The sequence below is a fragment of the Citrobacter sp. MGH100 genome, from assembly GCF_001034465.1.
Classification (GTDB): domain Bacteria; phylum Pseudomonadota; class Gammaproteobacteria; order Enterobacterales; family Enterobacteriaceae; genus Citrobacter; species Citrobacter youngae.
On record NZ_KQ089802.1, the window covers coordinates 365,590 to 387,686 of the forward strand.

At 52.8% G+C, this 22,097-nt stretch carries 19 protein-coding genes and 1 pseudogene; 9 read left to right on the plus strand and 11 right to left on the minus strand.

What is annotated here, in order from left to right; all coding sequences use genetic code 11:
- Positions 1–41: 41 nt before the first annotated feature.
- Positions 42–905, plus strand: a complete 864-nt coding sequence (locus SK32_RS19575; RefSeq protein ID WP_003024052.1) for a YicC/YloC family endoribonuclease — start codon at positions 42–44, stop codon at positions 903–905.
- A gap of 101 nt (positions 906–1,006) precedes the next feature.
- On the opposite strand, the gene SK32_RS19580 is transcribed toward SK32_RS19575, so the two are convergent.
- Both SK32_RS19580 and SK32_RS19585 read right to left on the minus strand, forming a co-directional pair.
- Positions 1,007–1,447, minus strand: a complete 441-nt coding sequence (locus tag SK32_RS19580) for a hypothetical protein (RefSeq protein ID WP_048213724.1) — start codon at positions 1,445–1,447, stop codon at positions 1,007–1,009.
- Between the two features lie 16 nt (positions 1,448–1,463).
- Positions 1,464–2,131 (minus strand): annotated as a pseudogene (locus SK32_RS19585) (hypothetical protein).
- Between the two features lie 442 nt (positions 2,132–2,573).
- Between SK32_RS19585 and SK32_RS19590 the strand changes: the two are divergent.
- On the plus strand, positions 2,574–3,191 hold the full coding sequence (locus tag SK32_RS19590; RefSeq protein ID WP_003024049.1) for a trimeric intracellular cation channel family protein: 618 nt from the start codon (positions 2,574–2,576) through the stop codon (positions 3,189–3,191).
- On the opposite strand, the gene ligB is transcribed toward SK32_RS19590, so the two are convergent.
- On the minus strand, positions 3,188–4,867 hold the full coding sequence (gene ligB / locus SK32_RS19595) for an NAD-dependent DNA ligase LigB (protein WP_048213725.1): 1,680 nt from the start codon (positions 4,865–4,867) through the stop codon (positions 3,188–3,190). The genes SK32_RS19590 and ligB overlap by 4 nt on opposite strands.
- Before the next feature lie 261 nt (positions 4,868–5,128).
- Between ligB and gmk the strand changes: the two genes are divergently transcribed.
- From gmk to recG, 5 genes are read left to right on the plus strand one after another with little or no spacing between them, the layout of a single operon-like run.
- Entirely contained in the window at positions 5,129–5,752 is a 624-nt protein-coding gene (gmk, locus tag SK32_RS19600) for a guanylate kinase (RefSeq protein WP_005122601.1), read from the plus strand.
- Between the two features lie 54 nt (positions 5,753–5,806).
- Positions 5,807–6,082, plus strand: a complete 276-nt coding sequence (gene rpoZ / locus SK32_RS19605; RefSeq protein ID WP_000135058.1) for a DNA-directed RNA polymerase subunit omega — start codon at positions 5,807–5,809, stop codon at positions 6,080–6,082.
- Positions 6,083–6,100: 18 nt separating this feature from the next.
- Positions 6,101–8,215: a bifunctional GTP diphosphokinase/guanosine-3',5'-bis pyrophosphate 3'-pyrophosphohydrolase gene (gene spoT / locus SK32_RS19610; RefSeq protein ID WP_048213726.1), complete on the plus strand. Its 2,115-nt coding sequence runs from the start codon at positions 6,101–6,103 to the stop codon at positions 8,213–8,215.
- Positions 8,216–8,225: 10 nt separating this feature from the next.
- Complete coding sequence (gene trmH, locus SK32_RS19615; RefSeq protein WP_003837594.1) at positions 8,226–8,915, plus strand: tRNA (guanosine(18)-2'-O)-methyltransferase TrmH; 690 nt, start codon at positions 8,226–8,228, stop codon at positions 8,913–8,915.
- A 5-nt stretch (positions 8,916–8,920) separates the two neighbouring features.
- Positions 8,921–11,002: an ATP-dependent DNA helicase RecG gene (gene recG, locus SK32_RS19620; RefSeq protein ID WP_048213727.1), complete on the plus strand. Its 2,082-nt coding sequence runs from the start codon at positions 8,921–8,923 to the stop codon at positions 11,000–11,002.
- Positions 11,003–11,041: 39 nt separating this feature from the next.
- Here recG and gltS read toward each other — a convergent pair whose 3' ends face one another.
- On the minus strand, positions 11,042–12,247 hold the full coding sequence (gene gltS, locus SK32_RS19625; RefSeq protein WP_003024029.1) for a sodium/glutamate symporter: 1,206 nt from the start codon (positions 12,245–12,247) through the stop codon (positions 11,042–11,044).
- 225 nt (positions 12,248–12,472) lie between these two features.
- Between gltS and xanP the strand changes: the two genes are divergently transcribed.
- Both xanP and SK32_RS19635 read left to right on the plus strand, forming a co-directional pair.
- Positions 12,473–13,864, plus strand: a complete 1,392-nt coding sequence (xanP, locus tag SK32_RS19630) for a xanthine/proton symporter XanP (RefSeq protein ID WP_048213728.1) — start codon at positions 12,473–12,475, stop codon at positions 13,862–13,864.
- A gap of 121 nt (positions 13,865–13,985) precedes the next feature.
- On the plus strand, positions 13,986–15,695 hold the full coding sequence (locus tag SK32_RS19635; protein WP_048213729.1) for an AsmA family protein: 1,710 nt from the start codon (positions 13,986–13,988) through the stop codon (positions 15,693–15,695).
- 42 nt (positions 15,696–15,737) lie between these two features.
- On the opposite strand, the gene SK32_RS19640 is transcribed toward SK32_RS19635, so the two are convergent.
- From SK32_RS19640 to SK32_RS19670, 7 genes are all read right to left on the minus strand, one after another.
- Positions 15,738–16,415, minus strand: a complete 678-nt coding sequence (locus tag SK32_RS19640; RefSeq protein WP_048213730.1) for a D-lyxose/D-mannose family sugar isomerase — start codon at positions 16,413–16,415, stop codon at positions 15,738–15,740.
- Between the two features lie 49 nt (positions 16,416–16,464).
- A complete protein-coding gene (locus SK32_RS19645) occupies positions 16,465–17,325 on the minus strand; it encodes a ketose-bisphosphate aldolase (protein ID WP_003827236.1) in 861 nt (286 codons plus the stop codon).
- A gap of 80 nt (positions 17,326–17,405) precedes the next feature.
- Positions 17,406–18,257, minus strand: coding sequence for a class II fructose-bisphosphate aldolase (locus tag SK32_RS19650; RefSeq protein WP_048213731.1), 852 nt, complete (start codon positions 18,255–18,257; stop codon positions 17,406–17,408).
- A gap of 11 nt (positions 18,258–18,268) precedes the next feature.
- Positions 18,269–19,360, minus strand: a complete 1,092-nt coding sequence (locus tag SK32_RS19655; RefSeq protein WP_003837581.1) for a PTS fructose transporter subunit IIC — start codon at positions 19,358–19,360, stop codon at positions 18,269–18,271.
- Between the two features lie 26 nt (positions 19,361–19,386).
- Entirely contained in the window at positions 19,387–19,707 is a 321-nt protein-coding gene (locus SK32_RS19660; protein WP_048213732.1) for a PTS fructose transporter subunit IIB, read from the minus strand.
- A 19-nt stretch (positions 19,708–19,726) separates the two neighbouring features.
- Complete coding sequence (locus tag SK32_RS19665; RefSeq protein ID WP_003024008.1) at positions 19,727–20,197, minus strand: PTS sugar transporter subunit IIA; 471 nt, start codon at positions 20,195–20,197, stop codon at positions 19,727–19,729.
- 26 nt (positions 20,198–20,223) lie between these two features.
- Positions 20,224–21,777 carry a BglG family transcription antiterminator gene (locus SK32_RS19670; RefSeq protein WP_048213733.1) on the minus strand — a complete coding sequence of 518 codons (1,554 nt, stop codon included), beginning with the start codon at positions 21,775–21,777 and terminating at the stop codon, positions 20,224–20,226.
- Between the last annotated feature and the right edge of the window lie 320 nt (positions 21,778–22,097).

Sequence of the window (22,097 nt, forward strand, 5' to 3'; positions counted from 1 at the left end):
GCTATAATCCTCCCATCTCATCTTTAAAAACAGGAACGTCTATGATCCGCAGCATGACCGCTTACGCCCGGCGTGAAATCAAGGGTGAATGGGGTAGCGCTACCTGGGAAATGCGCTCGGTAAACCAGCGTTATCTGGAAACTTATTTTCGCCTGCCGGAGCAGTTCCGTAGTCTTGAACCCGTTGTTCGCGAGCGTATTCGCACGCGTCTGACGCGCGGTAAAGTCGAATGTACGCTGCGTTTTGAGCCTGATGCCAGCGCCCAGGGCGAGCTGATTTTGAATGAAAAGCTCGCTAAACAGCTCGTTAGCGCTGCTAACTGGGTCAAAATGCAGAGCGATGAAGGTGAAATCAACCCGGTTGATATCTTGCGCTGGCCAGGTGTAATGGCTGCCCAGGAGCAGGATCTGGACGCCATTGCCGCCGAAATCCTCGCCGCACTTGACGGTACGCTGGATGACTTCATCGTCGCACGTGAAACTGAAGGTCAGGCGCTGAAAGCGCTGATCGAGCAGCGTCTGGAAGGCGTCAGCGCCGAAGTGACGAAGGTACGTGCGCATATGCCGGAAATCCTGCAATGGCAGCGCGAGCGTCTGGTAGCCAAACTGGAAGATGCTCAGGTGCAGCTGGAAAATAACCGCCTTGAGCAAGAACTGGTGCTGATGGCACAGCGTATCGACGTGGCTGAAGAACTGGATCGCCTGGAAGCTCACGTCAAAGAAACCTACAACATTCTGAAGAAAAAAGAGGCGGTTGGCCGTCGTCTGGACTTCATGATGCAGGAATTCAACCGTGAGTCGAATACTCTGGCATCGAAGTCTATCAATGCCGAAGTGACTAACTCCGCAATTGAACTGAAGGTATTGATCGAGCAAATGCGCGAGCAAATTCAGAATATCGAGTAATTTTGAATATCATCCCTATGCTATCGTAACGTACTAGATAGCCTGCTCAATGCAGGCTATCCGTACCGCCAGTAAGTGCTGACTTATATAAAATTGAATACTTATTTATCTGGCATATATTTGTCGTTATAAATACTCTTCAGAATATCAATCCGAACAGCATTACTGCTGTTCATATTCACGACTGTCAGTACTTCATCGGATCCCCTGAGACGCCAGCATTCTGCCTCAACATCACATTTTACCTGTTTTTCATAGCCCGCCATTGAGAGATATTTACTAATCCTCCCCGTATCCCTGGTATCATGGAACGTAACACTCCATACATCAGCCTTAGGACCAGAAATGTTCGTATAATTAAAGTCATACACTTGGGATATTCTCGGCATTTTTTTTAAAACTTGAGGAGTGTAATAATCATATTTGGCTTTATCAAACTCTGTATATTGTGCGTTACCTGCAAGTCTCATTTTAATATTAGGCCAGAAATAAGAGCTGCATATAGCTATTATCATCAGCACTATTATGACTGCCTGTTTCATATGTTTCCCTTTTTTACTAGTTAACGACCGTTCCATCTCTTGAAACTATTTTAACGTTACCAGAACTAAAGTCGCTGTAAGGTATCACTGTTCTCATGAATGAGGGTAAAACACCTTTTACAGGAAGAGCTAAAGCTGATTTCATCGGATCGGGAAAAAAATCGGTTGGAATGAGGTGTTTTTAAAAGAGCCGATTGGACCATAATAATCCCAACGCCTGAGGGCTTCCTCTTTGCTGACGGGCTGCAATAGCGGGAATGGGTTACTATATGAGACTACGCGGTAGAACCCCAGCAAATCGGATACTAAATCCTCACCACTGAAACCGCTGTCGGTGTAAAGATAAAAGGGGAAATTTGACTGTAAACCTTCAAAACGATGAGCAAGCGCCATCATCATGGAAAGTGCTATACTATATCGTTCAAATAAACTTCGCCCTTTTCTAATTCTCCATCTGATGAACTTCCCAATTGTGAGCCCTCCTCTTCCCATACTTTGAGTATATTTTACATCGTAATAATCCTTTCCTGAATGCTCGCCTTGGTGCATATCCGAGAGTAACTTTCTGACATCATCTCCTCGAGCATGTCCCATATCTATCCACCCCAAAACTTCGGTGTAGATTATCCCACTTCTTAAATGTCCAGCCTCTCTGCCATCCTGAATTTCCTCTCTTACGCTCATGTCTATCACTCCGACTGACTAAATGCTGAAGATTTTGCTGTATATGTGTCTACACGCATAGAAGCGATAGCTGAGGGGGGCATTTTTCAGGATAGAGGCCGCTGAATATCAGAGTTTACTTAGGATGACTCCTCCAATGGCTTCTGGAGTGTCAACTTGTCCAATGGTCGGGGGGATAGTTTTGTTGAAATATCATACGTGGCTCGCCAGTAAACGGCGGCGCTACGTGCTTTTCCGATGGGCATGTTTATAACCCCTCACTACGCATTATATTTTCTCATCACTTATCACCATAACTAATATCGTTATGCGCACAACATATGGCATTTTCTTCAAACAAGCATTAGCTGTAGTTATTAGAATCACTTCACCTTAGAAAATCTCAATCGTGACAGTGCGCACAAATCGTTAACCTTAGCCCCCAGCAAATCAGGGGGAATACATGCTGTTACACGTTTTATACTTAATTGGTATTACTGCCGAAGCCATGACCGGTGCACTTGCGGCAGGTCGTCGTCGTATGGATACATTTGGCGTCATTATTATTGCTACCGCGACGGCCATTGGCGGTGGTTCGGTACGCGATATTCTTCTCGGGCATTATCCGCTCGGCTGGGTAAAGCACCCTGAATACGTCATTATCGTAGCCACTGCTGCGGTACTGACCACCATTATTGCCCCCGTCATGCCCTATCTGCGTAAAATATTCCTCGTACTGGATGCGCTGGGCCTGGTGGTCTTTTCTATTATTGGCGCTCAGGTGGCGCTGGATATGGGACACGGGCCAATTATTGCCGTGGTCGCTGCGGTTACCACTGGTGTCTTTGGCGGTGTATTACGCGATATGTTCTGCAAACGCATCCCGCTGGTGTTCCAGAAAGAATTGTATGCCGGCGTATCATTTGCCGCTGCCGTGCTGTACATCGTGCTACAGCATTATGTCTCCAGCCACGATGTCGTAGTTATCTCCACCCTGCTTTTCGGCTTTACAGCACGTTTACTGGCACTGCGCCTGAAGTTAGGACTGCCGGTATTTTACTATCGCCATGAAGGGCATTAAGGCATAAAGCCCGTGATCCGCTGAGCAGCTAACCAATTGCTCAGCACTGTGACCTCTCGCTCCTCCAGCCACTGCATCACCTGCCGAGCCCGCCGCTCCCCCATGAAAGGAAGCTGCCGCCAGCTTTGTTCACTACGCTCGTGTAACTGCAGCCATGAACCATCCCGACTGGCATTCAACGTAGCCTGTGTTATCGGTATTCCCATAGCAATCAGCCAGCGCGTGAACGGAAGATCGCGTGACAGGTTGAACTGATGCCATAACTTCTCCCCTTTGCTTACACCAAATGTGGACTGTAGTTGTTCCTGAGTTAGCCCAAGCCAGGAAAAGATATGCTCAAAGCGATACGCCTGGTGGAGCTCCCGCCATCCCGCCTCGCCGATGCCCTCCAGCCCCAGTACCTCTTTGGCGCCCAGCCAGACCAGCCTTGCGACAAACTGCTCATAACACTCCGGGGTAGCATAAAAACAGGTTAATGAATTGAAGTGCCCCTCAGGTGGCGTTGGCTTAATACGCTGGGTACTGCGCCACACCACCTCATCTATACGGGGGATCCCTTGTCCGGCGAGGCTTATCAGAATCTGATCGCCAGGCGCGATATCCCATTCATTCCAGCGTCGGACAGAGCCAATATTGACGCGCTGCACCCGCTTATCATCCAGCATGACGGGCTTCAACATAGCAACAACGGCAATTTTCCCACTTTTACCAACTGAAAACTGAATATCTGTAACCTCTGATACCTGAGCCACCGGAGGATATTTCCACGCTGCCAGCCAGTCTCCCTGTCCAGGGAGCCAGTATCGCGCCTGCGGTTCTTTCCCCGATCGCACCACGACACCATCCGTCACAAAAGGGAGCGCCGAAGTCCACCACCTGGCGCGGGCCTGCTCTACGTCGTCCGCATTCTTCACGGCCTGAGTATAGCGCTGCGCAAAACTGAACCCGGCAGCAGTGAGCTGCTCCAGCCTTTCCGACATGACCGCCGGACCATCAGGCCAGGCCCAGATAAATATGTTCAGAGAGCGTAATAACTCCGGCGTGTTCTGCCGCATCATCATTCCAGCAACCTTTGAACGGGCGTTCATTCCCCCTCTCTGCTGTTGGATATGCCCTTCCTGCTGCAAAAATATCTCACCCTGCAGAGTACTGTTAGCGAGCTGTCCCTCGGTAATATGGGGTACGGAAGGGATCTGAAGAACCTTTTGCGTCCAGTCTTCACCTTTCAGGCCGTTACCACGGCTAATCGCCTGTATCAGATTGCCGTTGCGATAAACCAGCGTGACCGCCACGCCGTCGACCTTTGGTTGTACCCAGAGATCGCTGCGCACGCGCATCCATTGCTGTAGCGCTTGCTTATCGGCAAGTTTTCGAACTCCCGTGTGAGGCACGGGATGCGAGACGGTGCCACTTATTGGGGGCGCAGACAGATCTGTTTTGGCTTCATCGCCAAAACAACGTTGCCATTGGATGAGTTGCGCATTGAGCTGGTCATAAACGCCGTCGTCTACGGCACTTTCACCCTGTTTCCAGTAACTGTCATTCCACTGTGTTATCTGCTGCTGTAGTCGTGAAATTTCCTCATTTGCCCGGGCAGGCGACCAGACGGGGCAAACCGCCCAGGCGGGTAGATATCCCATTAGCAAAATCACCCCTATGCCTTTCCATAACCTCATGCTACCTCCGCTGAACACTGCGTTTCCCGGCAGATATAGCGCGAAGTGAAAAGGAAACAGAGCGGTAAAAACTCATCCTGCGAGCACCATTCCTGACATTTGCACAAATTGCTGCAAATCGTGGATAAAACAGGAAACTGGTACGCAAAACGCAATAAACATGCGCAAAAAGTGTGACAAAGGCTACGTAGCAAAGCGGCTACGTGTATAATAAGCCCGTATGTAGGCTCTCTTTCGACAATCACATACATTAAGATACTCATGGCTCAAGGCACGCTTTATATTGTTTCTGCCCCCAGTGGCGCGGGTAAATCCAGCCTGATTCAGGCTTTATTAAAAACCCAACCGTTGTATGACACCCAGGTTTCTGTTTCGCACACCACGCGCGCTCCGCGTCCGGGGGAAGTGCATGGTGAACACTATTTCTTTGTGAACCATGATGAATTCAGAACCATGATTGGCAGAGATGCGTTCCTGGAACACGCTGAGGTATTTGGCAATTACTACGGCACCTCGCGTGAGGCAATTGAGCAAGTACTGGCATCGGGCGTCGATGTCTTTTTAGATATCGACTGGCAAGGTGCGCAGCAAATTCGTGAAAAAATGCCGCATGCACGCAGTATTTTTATTTTGCCACCTTCTAAGATTGAGCTGGACCGCCGCCTGCGTGGCCGTGGTCAGGATAGCGAAGAAGTTATCGCAAAACGTATGGCGCAAGCTGTTGCAGAAATGAGCCATTACGCCGAATATGATTATCTAATTGTGAATGATGACTTCGATACTGCCCTGGGCGATTTGAAAACGATCATTCGCGCCGAACGTCTGCGCATGAGCCGCCAAAAGCAGCGTCATGACGCTTTAATCAGCAAACTGTTGGCAGACTGAACCCACATTCAGTATCATGCCCAGTCATTTCTTCACCTGTGGAGCATTTTAAGTATGGCACGCGTAACTGTTCAGGACGCTGTAGAGAAAATTGGTAACCGTTTTGACCTGGTACTGGTCGCCGCGCGTCGCGCTCGTCAGATGCAGGTAGGCGGAAAGGATCCGCTCGTACCGGAAGAAAACGATAAAACTACCGTTATCGCGCTGCGCGAAATCGAAGAAGGTCTGATCAACAACCAGATCCTCGACGTGCGTGAGCGCCAGGAACAGCAAGAGCAGGAAGCCGCTGAATTACAAGCTGTTACCGCTATTGCTGAAGGTCGTCGTTAATCACAAAGCGGGTCGCCCTTGTATCTGTTTGAAAGCCTGAATCAACTGATTCAAAACTACCTGCCGGAAGACCAGATTAAGCGTCTTCGGCAGGCGTATCTCGTTGCACGTGACGCTCACGAGGGCCAGACACGTTCAAGCGGTGAACCCTATATCACGCACCCGGTAGCGGTAGCCTGCATTCTGGCCGAGATGAAACTCGACTACGAAACGCTGATGGCTGCGCTGCTGCATGACGTGATTGAAGATACCCCAGCCACCTATCAGGACATGGAACAGCTTTTTGGTAAAAGCGTTGCAGAGCTGGTAGAGGGGGTATCGAAGCTTGATAAGCTTAAGTTTCGCGATAAGAAAGAGGCGCAAGCCGAAAACTTTCGCAAGATGATTATGGCGATGGTGCAGGATATCCGCGTCATTCTCATCAAACTTGCTGACCGTACTCACAATATGCGCACGCTGGGCTCATTACGCCCGGACAAGCGTCGCCGCATCGCCCGTGAAACCCTCGAAATCTATAGTCCGCTGGCACACCGTTTAGGTATTCATCACATTAAAACCGAGCTGGAAGAGCTGGGTTTTGAAGCGCTGTACCCGAACCGCTATCGCGTGATTAAAGAAGTGGTTAAAGCCGCTCGCGGCAACCGCAAAGAGATGATCCAAAAAATCCTCTCTGAAATCGAAGGGCGTTTGCAGGAGGCAGGTATTCCGTGTCGCGTAAGCGGGCGTGAGAAGCACCTGTACTCTATTTACTGCAAAATGGTGCTCAAAGAGCAGCGTTTTCACTCCATCATGGATATCTACGCATTTCGCGTCATCGTTCATGATTCCGATACCTGCTATCGCGTACTCGGCCAGATGCATAGCCTGTACAAACCACGTCCTGGTCGCGTGAAAGACTATATCGCCATTCCAAAAGCGAACGGATATCAGTCTTTGCACACCTCAATGATCGGCCCTCACGGCGTTCCGGTTGAAGTACAAATTCGTACTGAAGACATGGATCAGATGGCAGAAATGGGTGTGGCGGCGCACTGGGCTTACAAAGAGCACGGCGGTGAAAGTAGCACCACCGCACAAATCCGCGCTCAGCGCTGGATGCAAAGCCTGCTGGAACTGCAGCAGAGTGCCGGTAGCTCGTTTGAATTTATTGAAAGCGTCAAATCTGATCTCTTCCCGGATGAGATTTATGTTTTCACACCGGAAGGGCGGATTGTTGAACTGCCTGCCGGTGCAACGCCTGTCGATTTCGCCTACGCCGTGCATACCGATATCGGTCACGCCTGCGTCGGCGCACGCGTAGACAGACAGCCTTACCCACTTTCACAACCACTCTTTAGCGGTCAGACCATTGAGATTATTACCGCGCCGGGCGCACGTCCGAATGCAGCATGGCTCAACTTCGTCGTCAGTTCGAAAGCGCGCGCCAAAATTCGCCAGTTGCTGAAAAACCTCAAACGCGATGATTCCGTCAGTCTGGGTCGTCGACTGCTCAACCATGCCCTGGGCGGTAGCCGTAAACTGGCTGAGATCCCGCCAGAGAGCATCCAGCGTGAACTTGAGCGCATGAAGCTCGCCACGCTTGACGATCTACTCGCAGAAATCGGCCTGGGTAACGCCATGAGCGTGGTGGTTGCGAAAAACCTCCAGCAGGGCGAAGCAACAGCAAACGTGCCAGCGCAATCTGGTCACGGTCATTTGCCAATCAAAGGCGCAGACGGCGTGCTGATCACCTTCGCGAAATGCTGCCGTCCAATTCCAGGCGATCCCATCATTGCCCACGTCAGTCCGGGTAAAGGTCTGGTGATTCACCATGAATCCTGCCGTAACATTCGTGGCTACCAGAAAGAGCCTGAGAAGTTTATGGCGGTGGAATGGGATAAAGAGACGGAGCAGGAGTTCATCACCGAGATTAAGGTGGATATGTTTAACCACCAGGGTGCTCTGGCGAACCTGACGGCGGCAATTAACACGACCACCTCCAATATTCAAAGTCTGAATACGGAAGAGAAAGATGGCCGCGTCTATAGCGCCTTTATTCGCCTGACCGCCCGCGACCGTGTGCACCTGGCGAATATCATGCGCAAAATCCGCGTCATGCCGGACGTGATCAAAGTCACCCGTAACCGTAACTAGAACACGTTTTATGAATGAACAGCGCTATGCACGTATCCGCGAAATGCTCGCACGTCGTCAGCCTGATCTGACCGTCTGCATGGAAGAGGTCCACAAACCTCATAACGTTTCTGCGATTATTCGTACTGCAGATGCGGTCGGCGTGCATGAAGTCCACGCCGTCTGGCCGGGTAGTCGTATGCGCACCATGGCCTCTTCTGCCGCAGGCAGCAACAGTTGGGTGCAGGTTAAAACTCACCTTACTATTGGCGATGCGGTCACACATTTAAAAAACCGCGGCATGCAGGTTCTGGCAACTCATCTGTCAGATAAAGCCGTGGATTTTCGCGAGATTGATTACACTCGCCCCACCTGCATCCTGATGGGCCAGGAGAAAACCGGCATCACTCAGGAAGCGTTGGATCTGGCTGATCAGGACATCATCATTCCCATGACTGGCATGGTGCAGTCGCTGAACGTTTCGGTCGCCTCCGCGCTGATTCTGTACGAGGCACAGCGCCAGCGGCAAAACGCGGGGATGTACCGACGAGAAAACAGCATGCTGCCACAAGACGAGCAGCAGCGCTTACTGTTTGAAGGCGGTTATCCGGTGCTGGCGAATGTCGCTAAGCGCAAAGGTCTTCCCTACCCTCACGTAAACACGCAGGGCGAAATTGAAGCCGATGCAACGTGGTGGGCCACTATGCAATCTGCGAGATAAACGCGATGAAAGGCCGTTTACTGGATGCCATCCCACTCAACTCTCTGACCGGCGTTGGCGCAGCGCAAAGCAGTAAACTGGCGAAAATTGGCCTGCACACCGTACAGGACCTCCTGCTACACCTCCCCCTGCGTTACGAAGACCGTACCCATCTGTACCAAATTGGCGAACTGCTGCCGGGCGTCTATGCCACCGTTGAAGGCGAAGTGCTGAACTGCAATATCACCTTCGGTGGCCGCCGGATGATGACCTGTCAGATCAGCGATGGCTCCGGCATTCTCACCATGCGCTTTTTCAACTTCAGTGCAGCGATGAAAAACAGCCTCGCCACCGGTCGCAGGGTGCTGGCCTACGGTGAAGCCAAACGCGGGAAATACGGCGCAGAGATGATCCACCCGGAATACCGTGTGCAGGGCGATCTCAGCACGCCGGAATTACAGGAAACGCTGACCCCTGTTTATCCGACTACCGAAGGCGTGAAGCAGGCCACGCTGCGCAAGCTGACCGATCAGGCACTGGATCTGCTCGATACTTGCGCCATTGCCGAACTGCTGCCGCCAGAGCTGTTACAGGGCATGATGAGTCTGCCCGAAGCACTGCGCACGTTGCACCGCCCCCCACCGTCGCTGCAACTCAGCGATCTGGAAACAGGACAACATCCGGCGCAGCGACGTCTGATTCTCGAAGAACTGCTGGCGCATAATCTCAGCATGCTGGCACTACGCGCCGGGGCACAGCGTTTTCATGCCCAGCCGTTAAGTGCTAACAACGCGCTAAAAGATAAACTGCTGGCAGCATTGCCGTTCAAACCTACTGGCGCGCAAGCCCGCGTCACCGCGGAGATAGAACGCGACATGGCGCTGGATGTGCCAATGATGCGCCTGGTACAGGGTGATGTCGGCTCCGGTAAAACGCTGGTTGCGGCGCTGGCTGCGCTGCGGGCTATCGCACATGGTAAGCAGGTCGCGCTGATGGCCCCCACCGAATTATTAGCTGAACAACATGCAAATAACTTCCGCAGCTGGTTCGCGCCGCTGGGCGTTGAAGTGGGCTGGCTGGCGGGCAAGCAGAAAGGCAAAGCGCGTCTGGCGCAACAGGAAGCCATCGCCAGCGGTCAGGTGCAGATGATTGTCGGTACTCACGCAATTTTCCAGGAACAGGTTCAGTTCAACGGTCTGGCACTGGTTATCATCGACGAACAGCATCGTTTTGGCGTGCATCAGCGTCTGGCGCTGTGGGAAAAAGGTCAGCAGCAGGGTTTCCACCCGCACCAGCTCATCATGACCGCCACGCCGATTCCGCGCACGCTGGCGATGACCGCCTATGCCGATCTCGACACCTCAGTAATTGATGAACTCCCACCGGGACGTACCCCGGTCACCACGGTGGCGATTCCGGATACCCGCCGCAGCGACATCATTGATCGCGTGCGCAACGCCTGTACCCACGAAGCGCGCCAGGCATACTGGGTCTGTACGCTGATTGAAGAGTCTGATCTGTTAGAAGCTCAGGCGGCAGAAGCGACGTGGGAAGAGCTTAAACTGGCGCTGCCAGAACTCAATATTGGCCTGGTACACGGGCGCATGAAGCCCGCCGAGAAGCAATCGGTAATGGCGGCGTTTAAGCAGGGTGAACTGCATCTGCTGGTTGCCACCACGGTGATTGAAGTGGGTGTGGACGTGCCAAACGCCAGCCTGATGATTATTGAAAACCCGGAGCGTTTGGGCCTGGCCCAGTTGCATCAGTTGCGTGGTCGCGTAGGTCGTGGCGCGGTGGCCTCCCACTGCGTCCTGCTGTACAAATCACCGCTGTCTAAAACCGCGCAGAAACGCTTGCAGGTTCTGCGAGACAGCAACGACGGGTTCGTGATTGCGCAAAAAGATTTAGAGATTCGCGGCCCCGGCGAGCTGTTAGGTACTCGCCAGACCGGAACGGCAGAATTCAAGGTCGCAGATTTACTGCGTGATCAGGCGATTATCCCGGAAGTTCAGCGCATTGCTCGCCATATTCACGAACGTTATCCGCAACAGGCCGTGGCGCTAATAGAACGCTGGATGCCGGAAACCGAACGCTACTCCAACGCATAGTCGATTCATAGCGGCGGATGTTACCCCGCCGCACAGCCGTTATTGCGCAAAAATCGGTAACAGCAGATACAGCTTAATCACCAGCGCGTTGACGATATCGATAAAGAATGCCCCCACCATCGGCACCACCAGAAACGCCATATGGGATGGCCCAAAGCGTTCGGTAATCGCCTGCATGTTGGCAATCGCCGTCGGCGTCGCGCCGAGGCCAAAACCGCAGTGTCCGGCAGCCAGCACAGCGGCATCGTAGTTCTTACCCATCATGCGCCAGGTAACGAATATCGCATACAGCGCCATAAAAATGGTCTGCACAACCAGGATTGCCAGCATCGGCAAGGCCAGAGAAGCCAGTTCCCATAGCTTCAGGCTCATCAGCGCCATAGCCAGGAACAGTGACAGACTAACGTTACCCAGCACCGAAACCGCACGTTCGAATACCCGATAAAAGCCCAGTAATGCCAGACCGTTACTGAGGATCACCCCCACAAACAGCACGCAAACGAAGGTCGGCAGTTCCAGCACCGTTCCAACCAGCATTTGCGCAACGATTTTACCCACCGTCAGACAGATAGCGATCAGCGCGATGGTTTCAATCAGCACCAGTGAGGTGATCATGCGCCCAACGTCCGGCTTTTCAAATGCGGTCGGCACAGCCTGATCGTCCGGCATACCGTCTGGCGTGGTGGAGTGTTTGACCAGATAGCGTGCCACCGGGCCGCCAATCAGTCCCCCCAGCACCAGGCCAAACGTTGCGCAAGCCATCGCCACTTCAGTCGCATTGGTGAAGCCATAACGTTCAATAAACAGCTTGCTCCATGCTGCCCCGGTTCCGTGTCCACCAGAGAGGGTGATCGAGCCAGCGATCAGACCCATCAGCGGGTCCAGACCCAGCAGGGTCGCCATACCAATACCGATGGCGTTTTGCATCAGCAACAGGCCAACAACCACAATCAGAAAAATACCCACCACGCGGCCGCCAGCACGCAAACTGGCGATATTGGCGTTCAGACCGATAGTGGCGAAGAAGGCCAGCATCAACGGATCGCGCAGGGTCATATCGAAGTTAACTTCCCAACCCATGCTTTTTTTCAGCACCAGCAGCGCAATCGCCACCAGCAGGCCGCCCGCTACGGGTTCGGGAATGGTGTATTTTTTCAGGAAGGAAACAGACTGGACGAGCTTACGTCCCAGCAGCAACACAAGGGTTGCCGCAACCAGCGTTGATAACGTATCGAGATAAAACATTTACAGCTCCATTAGTGCGTTTAGCACAATCACGCACGATGCATTCCAGACCGATTTTTAGCTCTTATTGAGTTTTCGGGGTGGATTTTAAGCAGAAAATGATGAAAAGTTATATAAAAATGTTTGTTTATCCGTTTTAAATATTAAGAATACCTGCTAGCAAACGTTTGCTTTTCTTCCCTGGTCAGATAAAATCACCGCTTTTCCACCATGGGATTGCCTCTGATGTCCGTTAACGCCGTAGAGTCAACAAATGCGCAACCGGTTGCGCAGACTCACAACAGTGAACTGATTTACCGTCTTGAAGATCGCCCCCCGCTAGCCCAGACTCTGTTTGCCGCCTGCCAGCACCTGCTGGCCATGTTCGTCGCGGTGATCACGCCTGCCCTGCTTATCTGCCAGGCGCTCGGTTTACCGGCTCAGGATACTCAACACATTATCAGTATGTCGCTGTTCGCATCCGGCGTGGCTTCTATCATTCAGATCAAAGCCTGGGGGCCGGTAGGCTCAGGGCTGTTATCCATTCAGGGCACCAGCTTTAACTTTGTTGCACCGCTGATTATGGGCGGTACGGCGCTAAAAACCGGCGGCGCAGATGTCCCAACCATGATGGCGGCACTGTTCGGTACACTGATGCTGGCAAGCTGCACCGAGATGGTTATCTCACGCGTACTGCATCTGGCGCGCCGTATTATCACCCCACTGGTTTCAGGCGTGGTGGTGATGATCATCGGCCTGTCACTGATTCAGGTGGGCCTGACGTCGATTGGCGGCGGTTACGCGGCAATGAGCGACAACACCTTTGGCGCGCCGAAGAATTTGATGCTGGCTGGTGTCGTGCTGGCGCTGATTATCCTGCTTAACCGCCAGCGCAACCCGTACCTGCGCGTTGCGTCACTGGTGATTGCAATGGCGGCGGGTTATCTGCTGGCTTGGTTTATGGATATGCTGCCGCAAAATACCGCGCCGGTCAGTCAGGACCTGCTGATGGTGCCGACGCCGCTCTATTATGGCCTGGGCATTGACTGGAGTTTACTGCTGCCGCTGATGCTGGTCTTTATGATCACCTCGCTGGAAACCATCGGCGATATTACGGCCACCTCTGATGTCTCTGAGCAGCCGGTTTCTGGTCCGCTGTATATGAAACGCCTGAAAGGCGGCGTGCTGGCGAACGGTCTGAACTCGTTTGTTTCCGCTGTGTTCAACACCTTCCCGAACTCCTGTTTTGGACAGAACAACGGGGTTATTCAGTTAACGGGCGTTGCCAGCCGCTACGTCGGTTTTGTGGTGGCGCTGATGTTGATCGCGCTGGGCCTGTTCCCGGCGGTCAGCGGTTTTGTACAGCATATTCCTGAGCCAGTACTGGGCGGGGCAACGCTGGTAATGTTCGGTACTATCGCCGCATCCGGCGTGCGTATTGTGTCCCGCGAGCCGCTGAACCGTCGCGCGATTCTGATTATCGCGCTGTCGCTGGCCGTCGGCCTGGGCGTCTCCCAGCAGCCGTTGATCCTGCAGTTCGCCCCGGACTGGGTGAAAAACCTGCTCTCTTCCGGCATTGCCGCAGGCGGTATTACCGCTATCGTTCTGAACCTGGTGTTCCCACCAGAGAAGCAATAAGCAAAATGCGGCGTTGATTCTGAATCAACGCCGCTGTAACGCTCTTTCACCATTCCCGCCTTGAGCATTGCGTCTAAATCGTGCATAACTTGACTATGTGCACTTCGCGGGATGGAAGACCATGAAATTTATTGGAAAGCTGCTTCTTTATGTGCTGATCGCCCTTGCAGTGGCGATCCTCGGCCTTTATTTTCTACTGCAAACCCGCTGGGGCGCAGAGCACGTCAGCGCCTGGGTTTCACAGAACAGCAGCTACCATCTGGCCTTTGATGCCATCGATCACCGGTTTTCTTCCCCTTCCCATATTCTGCTGGAAAACGTCACCTTTGGCCGGGATGGTCAGCCCGCCACGCTGGTCGCCAAAACGGTCGATATTGGACTCAGTAGCCGACAAATCACAGACCCGCTGCACGTAGACACCATTTTGTTGCAAAACGGCACGCTGAATCTTTCCCAGCAAACCGCGCCGTTGCCGTTTCAGGCCGATCGCCTGCAATTGCAGGATATGGCGCTTAACAGCCCCGGTAGCGAGTGGAACCTCAGCGCCCAGCGCGTTAACGGCGGTGTCATCCCCTGGAGCCCTGAGGCAGGTAAAATTCTCGGCAGCAAAGCGCAAATTCAGCTCAGCGCCAGTTCGTTGACGCTCAACGATGTCCCGACCACCAACGTCTTGATTGAAGGCAGCATTGACCATGACCGGGTGACGCTTAGCAATATTGGCGCAGACGTGGCGCGTGGAGCATTAACCGGCGTAGCGCAACGCAATGCCGACGGGAGCTGGGTAGTGGAGAATCTGCGCCTGAACGATATCCGGCTGCAAAGCGACAAATCGCTGGCCGACTTTTTTGCCCCGTTAAGCACCATTCCTTCCCTGCAAATTGGTCGTCTGGAAGTAACGGATGCCCGTCTGCAAGGCCCTGACTGGGCGGTGACGGATCTCGATCTGAGCTTGCGCAACATGACCTTCAGCAGGGACGACTGGCAAACTCAGGAAGGAAAATTGTCGATGAACGCCAGCGAGTTTATCTACGGCTCTCTGCACTTCTTCGATCCGATTCTGAACGCCGAGTTCTCACCCCAGGGCATTGCGCTGCGCCAGTTCACCACCCGCTGGGAAGGTGGTATGGTCAGAACATCCGGAAACTGGCTACGCAGCAACAAAGCGCTGGTCCTCGATGATGCCGCTATTGCCGGTCTGGAATACACGCTGCCGGAAAACTGGAAGCAGCAGTGGATGAAACCTCTGCCAACATGGCTAAACAGCCTGACGCTGAAGAAATTCAGCGCCAGCCGCAATCTGGTAATTGATATCGACCCGAGTTTCCCGTGGCAGCTCACCGCGCTTGACGGTTACGGCGCTAACCTCGGGCTGGTACAGAACAATCAGTGGGGGATCTGGAGCGGGAGCGCCACCCTCAACGCCGCTGCTGCTACCTTTAACCGCACGGATGTACGTCGTCCTTCGCTGGCGCTGACGGCGAACAACAGCACCATCAATATCAGCGAACTGAGCGCCTATACGGAAAAAGGGCTGCTGGAGGCCACCGCCAGCATTTCGCAGTTGCCTCAGCGCCAGGCTCAGATCAGCCTGAACGGACGCGGCGTGCCAATGACGATCCTGCAGCAGTGGGGCTGGCCCGCACTGCCGCTTTCCGGCGATGGTAATATTCAGCTTACCGCCAGCGGCAATATTCAGGCCGATGCGCCGCTCAAGCCAACGGTCAGCGGCCAACTGCATGCGGTGAACGTGGAGAAACAGCAGGTCACGCAGACCATGCATGCGGGCGTGGTTTCAGGGAGTGAAGTCACAGCACCACCACCTGCGCAATAATTTATTGCCCGGTGGCACTTCGCTTACCGGGCCTACTCACGCTCATAAACGAATATATTCACTGCACAACAGCCACTTCACCGGCTCATCCTCTTCAATCGCCGGGAAGCGACCGCCTGGTTCCAGAAAGTGGTTGTCATGCTGGTCGTCATTGACCATCGAGATTTCCCAGCCCAGCACGAACGCCTTCTCCGCCCAAAAGCGATGATACAAGTACGGCGGCAGGCACACCCCCTGTCCCGGTTTCAATACCAGCGTCTCGCCAGCGTCAACGGTACGCCGCTGACCATCGACGCTAACTTCAACAATACGCCGTGCGTCATACCCGTCATCAGGCGTGGCCCATGCCAGCTGCATACATAAGTCACCGCCGCCGCGATTCACGATATCTTCCATTTTATGGCGATGAAAATGCCATGGCGTTTGCTGATCCTGCTGAATTTGCAGCATCTTTTCAGCATACGGTTTGGGATAACCCGCTGACCCTGGCTGACCATTGCGCAACGTCAGTAACGTCAGTCCCGTTTGCGCAAAATCTCCACGTCCAAAGTCGGTAATATCCCAGCCCAGCTGGAGATCGCGCACTTCACGCCACAGAGATTGATCCTGTTGCTGCCAGGCATCGATCGTAAAATACGCAAAATCAGGCAGACAGACCCGAAAAGTCTCGGCGATGGCATGCGCTTTATCGACGGCATAATTAATATGTGAACGCTTCATTCCACTTTTCCTTGTTACGAAAGAGGCGGGTCGCCCCGCCTGCATGCCGTTAGTAAAGTGATGCTTTGCCGGTTGAACCGAACAATTTCATTTTGTGGCGGATCACGTCCCGCGCGGCGCTAATGGCTTCTGGGTAGATTACGTTCGGGTCCCACCAGGTTTCTTTCGCCAGGATTTCGCGGACTTTCTGGAAATAGGCGTATTTCATATCGCTGGAAATGTTGATTTTGCCAACACCCAGCGTCACGGATTCGGCAATTTCCGCATCCGGGTTCGCGGAACCACCATGCAGCACCAGCGGAATATCCACACGCCCGGCGATGTCGCGCAGGATGTTCATTTGCAGCTCTGGCTGCATCCCTTTCGGGTAGATCCCGTGCGCGGTTCCAATTGCCACCGCCAGCGTGTCTGCACCGGTTCGGGCGATAAAATCCTCTGCCTGAGCGGGATCGGTATAAGTAACCTTCGACACGCCGCCTTCCACTGACGTCCCGGTCTGACCAATCGTACCCAACTCCCCTTCCACAGAAACACCTACCGCATGCGCCAGCTTGACCACTTCGCGGGTCAGCGCCACGTTCTCTTCATACGGCAGCAGCGAGCCATCAATCATCACCGAGGTAAACCCACACTGAATCGCCCGCAGAACATGCTCAACCGAAGCACCGTGGTCCAGATGCAGAGTAAACGGCACTGGGCTACGCATCGTGATATCACGGACGTAGCTAAAAAACGCATCGCCGACAAAATCATGTTCGCTGGGGTGAATGGAGATAATCGCCGGGGTGTTGGTCGCTTCCGCTTCTTCCACAACTGCACGTACAAAGCAGCTGTCCGCCACGTTGAATGCGCCGATGGCAAAACCGTGCTGACGGGTAGGTTGCAGTAATTCTTTCATCGAAACTAACATGTTAATTCTCCAGTTTCAGGGTGTAGAAAGCCCTGCCAGTGCGTCATCGCAGAGGCATAGAAGGCGTTACAGAAAATGAATCAGGCTTTGCCGATAGCGCCGCTGGCCTGTAGATACGGAGTAATGGCTTCCTCGCAGGCCTGCTCCATCAGGGTCAGGACATCAACAAGTTCACCGGATGTGTCACGACACAGGGTATGCAGCAGCGCAGCCTTTCCGGCTTCAAAGACCGCTGCGCCAACGTTTATCTTGGCGACGCCAAACATCGGACAGCGCTGTAGCTGATCAAACGGCGTCCCGCTGCCGCCATGCAGCGCCAGAGGTACCGTAGATAACCGGGCAATTTCCTCCAGCCGCTGGAAATCAATGGCTGGCGTAACGCCCGGCGCGTACATGCCGTGCGCCGTACCCACCGACACCGCCAGCAAATCGATCCCGGTCTGTTGGATAAAGGGTTCCACATCGGCGGCCTGAGTCATCAAATCAGCGTTAGCGGCATGGTCATAGCGCGGAGCATCCGCCAGATGGCCCAGCTCGCCTTCCACGCACAGAGAAACGCTGGCTGCGAGTTCAACCACTGCACGGGTCTGGCGAATATTCTCCTCCAGCGCAAAGGCGGAGGCATCGATCATTAACCCGCTGAATCCGGCGCGAAAAGCCTGACGAATGCGTACAGGATCCTTTCCATGATCCAGCGCCAGCGCGACCGGTACCGAGGCTTCCTCTGCCAGCGTTTTGACGACCGCAGCGGCTATCGGGGCCGGAAAATGCTCCAGATGCCCCTGATACAGATTCAGAATGATGGGCGCACGGTGTTTCTCTGCCACCCGAACCGCCGCGCGGGCGCTTTCCAGGTTCATGCAGTTGATGGCCAGCAGCGCGTACTGCTCGCGCCAGGCTTTCGTCACCATGCTTTTCATATCGGCAAACATACGGCCTCCGGTTATTCCAGGGTGAAGGTGATCTCTTCGTCTTTCAGTTTTTGATCGCTGAGTTCATCAAACTCTTCGTCACGCTCGGTCACCGGTTTCTTCCACAGCGACAACATGACACCGCAAATCACTGTGCCGATCCCCAGCGCCAGGCAAAACAGCAGCGGATGCGTAAAGAGCGGGACCACAAACATGCCGCCGTGCGGTACCGGGCTTTCGACACCCCACACCATAATCAGGCCGCCCGCAATCGCCGAGGCCACCACGCAGGAGCCCACCACGCGCAACAGATCGCGCGCTGCAATCGGAATGACCCCTTCGGTAATCATGCAGATCCCCATCGGGAATGCCGCTTTCAGCGCCTCGCGCTCCGCACGGGTGTATTTGTGACGCGTCAGCAGGAAAGAGAGCGTAATGCCGAACGGAGGGATCATCGAGCCAACAAACTTCACCGCTTCCGGACCGTACACACCGCTGACCAGCATGCCGTCAGCAAACAGCGACATGGTTTTATTCACCGGTCCGCCGAAGTCGAATGTCGCCATTGCGCCGAGGATAGCGCCCATCAGAAAGCGGGATCCGCCCTGCATGGACTCCAGCAGATGAATCAACGCGTCCTGCAGCCAGGCTATCGGCTTGCCAATCAGCGTCATCATCAACAGGCCGCCAATGACGGTACTCAGTACCGGCAACACCATGATGGGCATCAACCCCTGCATCGACTGTGGCAAACGGATGTAGCGCTTAAGTAGCAGGACGGTATATCCGACCAGAAACCCGCCCAGCATCCCGCCGATAAAACCGGTATGAATTTCGCCGCAAACAAAGCCGACAATCAGGCCCGGCGCAAATCCGGGACGGTCGGCAATGGAGTACGCAATCGCGGCGCTAATCAGCGGTACGATTAACCCCATCCCCCAACCGCCAATCTGGTTGAGCATCCAGGGGATGGTTCCTGTTTTTTCACCCACGTTAGTGCCGCCAAGTATTTGCCCGAGAGCAATACAGATCCCGGCGGCGACAATTAACGGGATCATCCACGAAATCCCCGTTAATAAATGTCTTTTTATTTCCTGAGATAGCGGAATTTTATTTTCACTCATGTGAAATCCCTCCAGAATGAGGATCGCTACTGGTTATTATTAGCTAATGATTTTTCGACCTTTTCAAGAAACTGAATGGGCGATTTTATGACGATTTCAGTTTTCACTCGCACAATGCGTTTATTTGAAAATCGTTCCTCCCCTTTTATTTTGACATCGACGGCGAGAATCACGACATCAGCTGCAGAAATATCCTCTGTCAGTAATTCGTTTTCTGTGCCGATGGTTCCCTGGGTTTCAACTTTTATATTATGACCAAGAGCTTTAGCACCTTTAATTAGCTTCTCACGGGCAATATAGGTGTGCGCAATACCCGCCGTACAGGCGGCAACACAAACAATATTCATAACATGCTCCACATTTTAATTAGCAGACATTGGATTCAGCATATTGGCTAAAAAGCTCAATAATTTTCTGTGGACTGCTTTCGACTAACAGTTGTTCAATAATGTCGTCATCCGCCAACGCGCCAGCAACCTGCGAAAGCAGACGAATATGTGTAGTGTTTTGATCTTCAAGACGTACGGCAAACAGAATGATGCAGCGCACGTTGCTGCCATCCAGGGTTTCCCAGGGAATATCCTGACGGGTACGCCCAATTGCCAGCGTGGTATTGACCACCGCCGAGGATTTCCCGTGCGGGATCGCAATATGATTTTCGAAGCCGGTTGAGCCTTCTGATTCACGCTGCCAGACATCCTGAATAAACGTTTCCCGACAGCTAATTGCCCCATCTTTTTGCAGAATATCCGTCAGTTCCTCAATAGCCTCCGTTTTGTTTGTGGCCTTCATGTCCAAAATAACGCGATTTGTATTGAGTATTTTCGTGATGTCCATCAATCATACCTCATGGAGTTCAGACATTAATTTTCGACGACCAGCAACGTCGCCCGATGTAATTTTTCCGTAATAACCGTTTCTGTTACCCGCTTAATATCTGCATCATTGAAAAAGGCGGTGACATACACGACCGGCATAGCAACGGCAGGTAAATTTATCGTCGATACCACCAGTTCAATATCGTCCGTCAGTACGGAGGGCAGGCTGCCTGCCGATACCACGCCGACGATAGTCCAGTCCGGAAAGGCGCGCAGAATACGGCTTTTGAGTAAGTGAGAGGTGCCAATACCGGTTGAGCAGACCAGCAGCACGCGCTTACGCGCTATCTGCCGCTCCATTGCGGCTTGAAAATGCACGGTTAAATATCCCACCTCATCTTCCGACACGGACCGCTCGCCCCAACCGCTAAACACCCGATTCACCGCGCACTGGGTCAGACGCCACACGTCCTGCAACTCGCCTTTAATATCCTCCAGCAGCGGATTACGAATGCGGATCTGGTAGTTCAGGCGGTTAATCAGCGGCTTAATGTGGATCAGCAATCCGTCATACAGCGCCGTGTCCTGGCTAAGATCGCTGTCGACCATCTCGGCAAAGGAGGTAATCAACCGATGGGTAATCAAACGCGCTTCGTCGCTGGAGTGCATATGGCCAATCACGCTCACGTCGTTATGCTCTTCAATTACCACGCCGGAGGAGATAATGTATTGATATATAAACCAGACTTCGTCTTCCGGTAGCGGGTGGGCAATGCGTTTTTCAATATGTTGAATCATCCGGCTGGCAATGGAAAAAATATTCTCGTCACATGAGGTGATATTTTCATCTTTTCTCGGCAGCGCATTGCCCCGCGTGATGCGATACATCATGATCAGAATATGGGTAAAGATATTGACGTAATAAGGCTCGCCCAGAGACCAGCACAGGTCGTTCTCCATTTCCTGCAATAACGTCTGGACAAATAAAACATCTTCTTCGCCAAAGTAATGCACTAAGGCTTTATAACTGCCCGGGTCAAGACGTGAATAAACCACGTTACCAGGTTCATTATGGTTAATCACGCCGTTAATCAGCGACGCCATCGCCTGGCGTACACCGCTCTCGCTGCCTTCGATATGCGTGCCGCTCTGACTGCGAATCAACGACAGGCCCAGTGGGGTAATCCAGGATTCAATTACTTTCAGATCGTTAACAATCGATGCGCTACTAATGAAATAACGTTCGGATAATTTACTGATCGACGTTTCATGCGGCGTTTCGCTTAATAATTGCGAAGCAATTTTAACGCGCCGTGAATTATTCATCATGCCGTCAGTATCATCACCCTCCGATCCTAATAACTGGTCCATATATAAAAGGTCGGTAATATTATCGGAACTTAATATCACCCCAGCACCAGCACGTTTATCGATGGTTATTTTCCATTCTGATAACCATGGTTCCAGTAAGCGCAGATCGCGCTGCACAGTTTTCTCTGAAACAGATAAATACTCGGCAATTTTCAGCAGCGTGACATATTCCTTCTTAGACAGAAGAAACTTTAATAATCTGTTTTGTCGCGAGGTAATCATTTGCATTATTTACCCTTATTACATACCAGATTAAATATCTATACCCGTCATACTTCAAGCTGCATGTGCGTTGACTTTTGAGTTACTCGTCTCATCCATGAGACTCGCCCTTAAGGGCCGTCGCTCCGCGACGTTCAAATCTGTTCCCGACAGATTTGTCGCTCACCCCAGTCACGTACTTATGTACGCTCAGGGGATTCGCTGCGTCGCCGCCTTCCTGCAACTCGAATTATTTAGGTTATAAAGAAGCATTTATGCTCCACGTGTAATCCGTGATGATAAATATAAGAGGACTACGATGCGCCAACAATACTAAATCGTGTCCA

Bases quoted from the DNA above. Each gene is read 5' to 3' on its own strand.
- ligB (WP_048213725.1), bottom strand. From the start codon at position 4,867: ATGAGGTTATGGAAAGGCATAGGGGTGATTTTGCTAATGGGATATCTA.
- SK32_RS19670 (WP_048213733.1), bottom strand. From the start codon at position 21,777: ATGCAAATGATTACCTCGCGACAAAACAGATTATTAAAGTTTCTTCTG.
- SK32_RS19665 (WP_003024008.1), bottom strand. From the start codon at position 20,197: ATGGACATCACGAAAATACTCAATACAAATCGCGTTATTTTGGACATG.
- gmk (WP_005122601.1), top strand. From the start codon at position 5,129: ATGGCTCAAGGCACGCTTTATATTGTTTCTGCCCCCAGTGGCGCGGGT.
- SK32_RS19660 (WP_048213732.1), bottom strand. From the start codon at position 19,707: ATGAATATTGTTTGTGTTGCCGCCTGTACGGCGGGTATTGCGCACACC.
- SK32_RS19590 (WP_003024049.1), top strand. From the start codon at position 2,574: ATGCTGTTACACGTTTTATACTTAATTGGTATTACTGCCGAAGCCATG.
- SK32_RS19580 (WP_048213724.1), bottom strand. From the start codon at position 1,447: ATGAAACAGGCAGTCATAATAGTGCTGATGATAATAGCTATATGCAGC.
- rpoZ (WP_000135058.1), top strand. From the start codon at position 5,807: ATGGCACGCGTAACTGTTCAGGACGCTGTAGAGAAAATTGGTAACCGT.
- recG (WP_048213727.1), top strand. From the start codon at position 8,921: ATGAAAGGCCGTTTACTGGATGCCATCCCACTCAACTCTCTGACCGGC.
- SK32_RS19645 (WP_003827236.1), bottom strand. From the start codon at position 17,325: ATGTTAGTTTCGATGAAAGAATTACTGCAACCTACCCGTCAGCACGGT.
- SK32_RS19635 (WP_048213729.1), top strand. From the start codon at position 13,986: ATGAAATTTATTGGAAAGCTGCTTCTTTATGTGCTGATCGCCCTTGCA.
- xanP (WP_048213728.1), top strand. From the start codon at position 12,473: ATGTCCGTTAACGCCGTAGAGTCAACAAATGCGCAACCGGTTGCGCAG.
- SK32_RS19655 (WP_003837581.1), bottom strand. From the start codon at position 19,360: ATGAGTGAAAATAAAATTCCGCTATCTCAGGAAATAAAAAGACATTTA.
- trmH (WP_003837594.1), top strand. From the start codon at position 8,226: ATGAATGAACAGCGCTATGCACGTATCCGCGAAATGCTCGCACGTCGT.
- gltS (WP_003024029.1), bottom strand. From the start codon at position 12,247: ATGTTTTATCTCGATACGTTATCAACGCTGGTTGCGGCAACCCTTGTG.
- SK32_RS19640 (WP_048213730.1), bottom strand. From the start codon at position 16,415: ATGAAGCGTTCACATATTAATTATGCCGTCGATAAAGCGCATGCCATC.
- SK32_RS19575 (WP_003024052.1), top strand. From the start codon at position 42: ATGATCCGCAGCATGACCGCTTACGCCCGGCGTGAAATCAAGGGTGAA.
- SK32_RS19650 (WP_048213731.1), bottom strand. From the start codon at position 18,257: ATGTTTGCCGATATGAAAAGCATGGTGACGAAAGCCTGGCGCGAGCAG.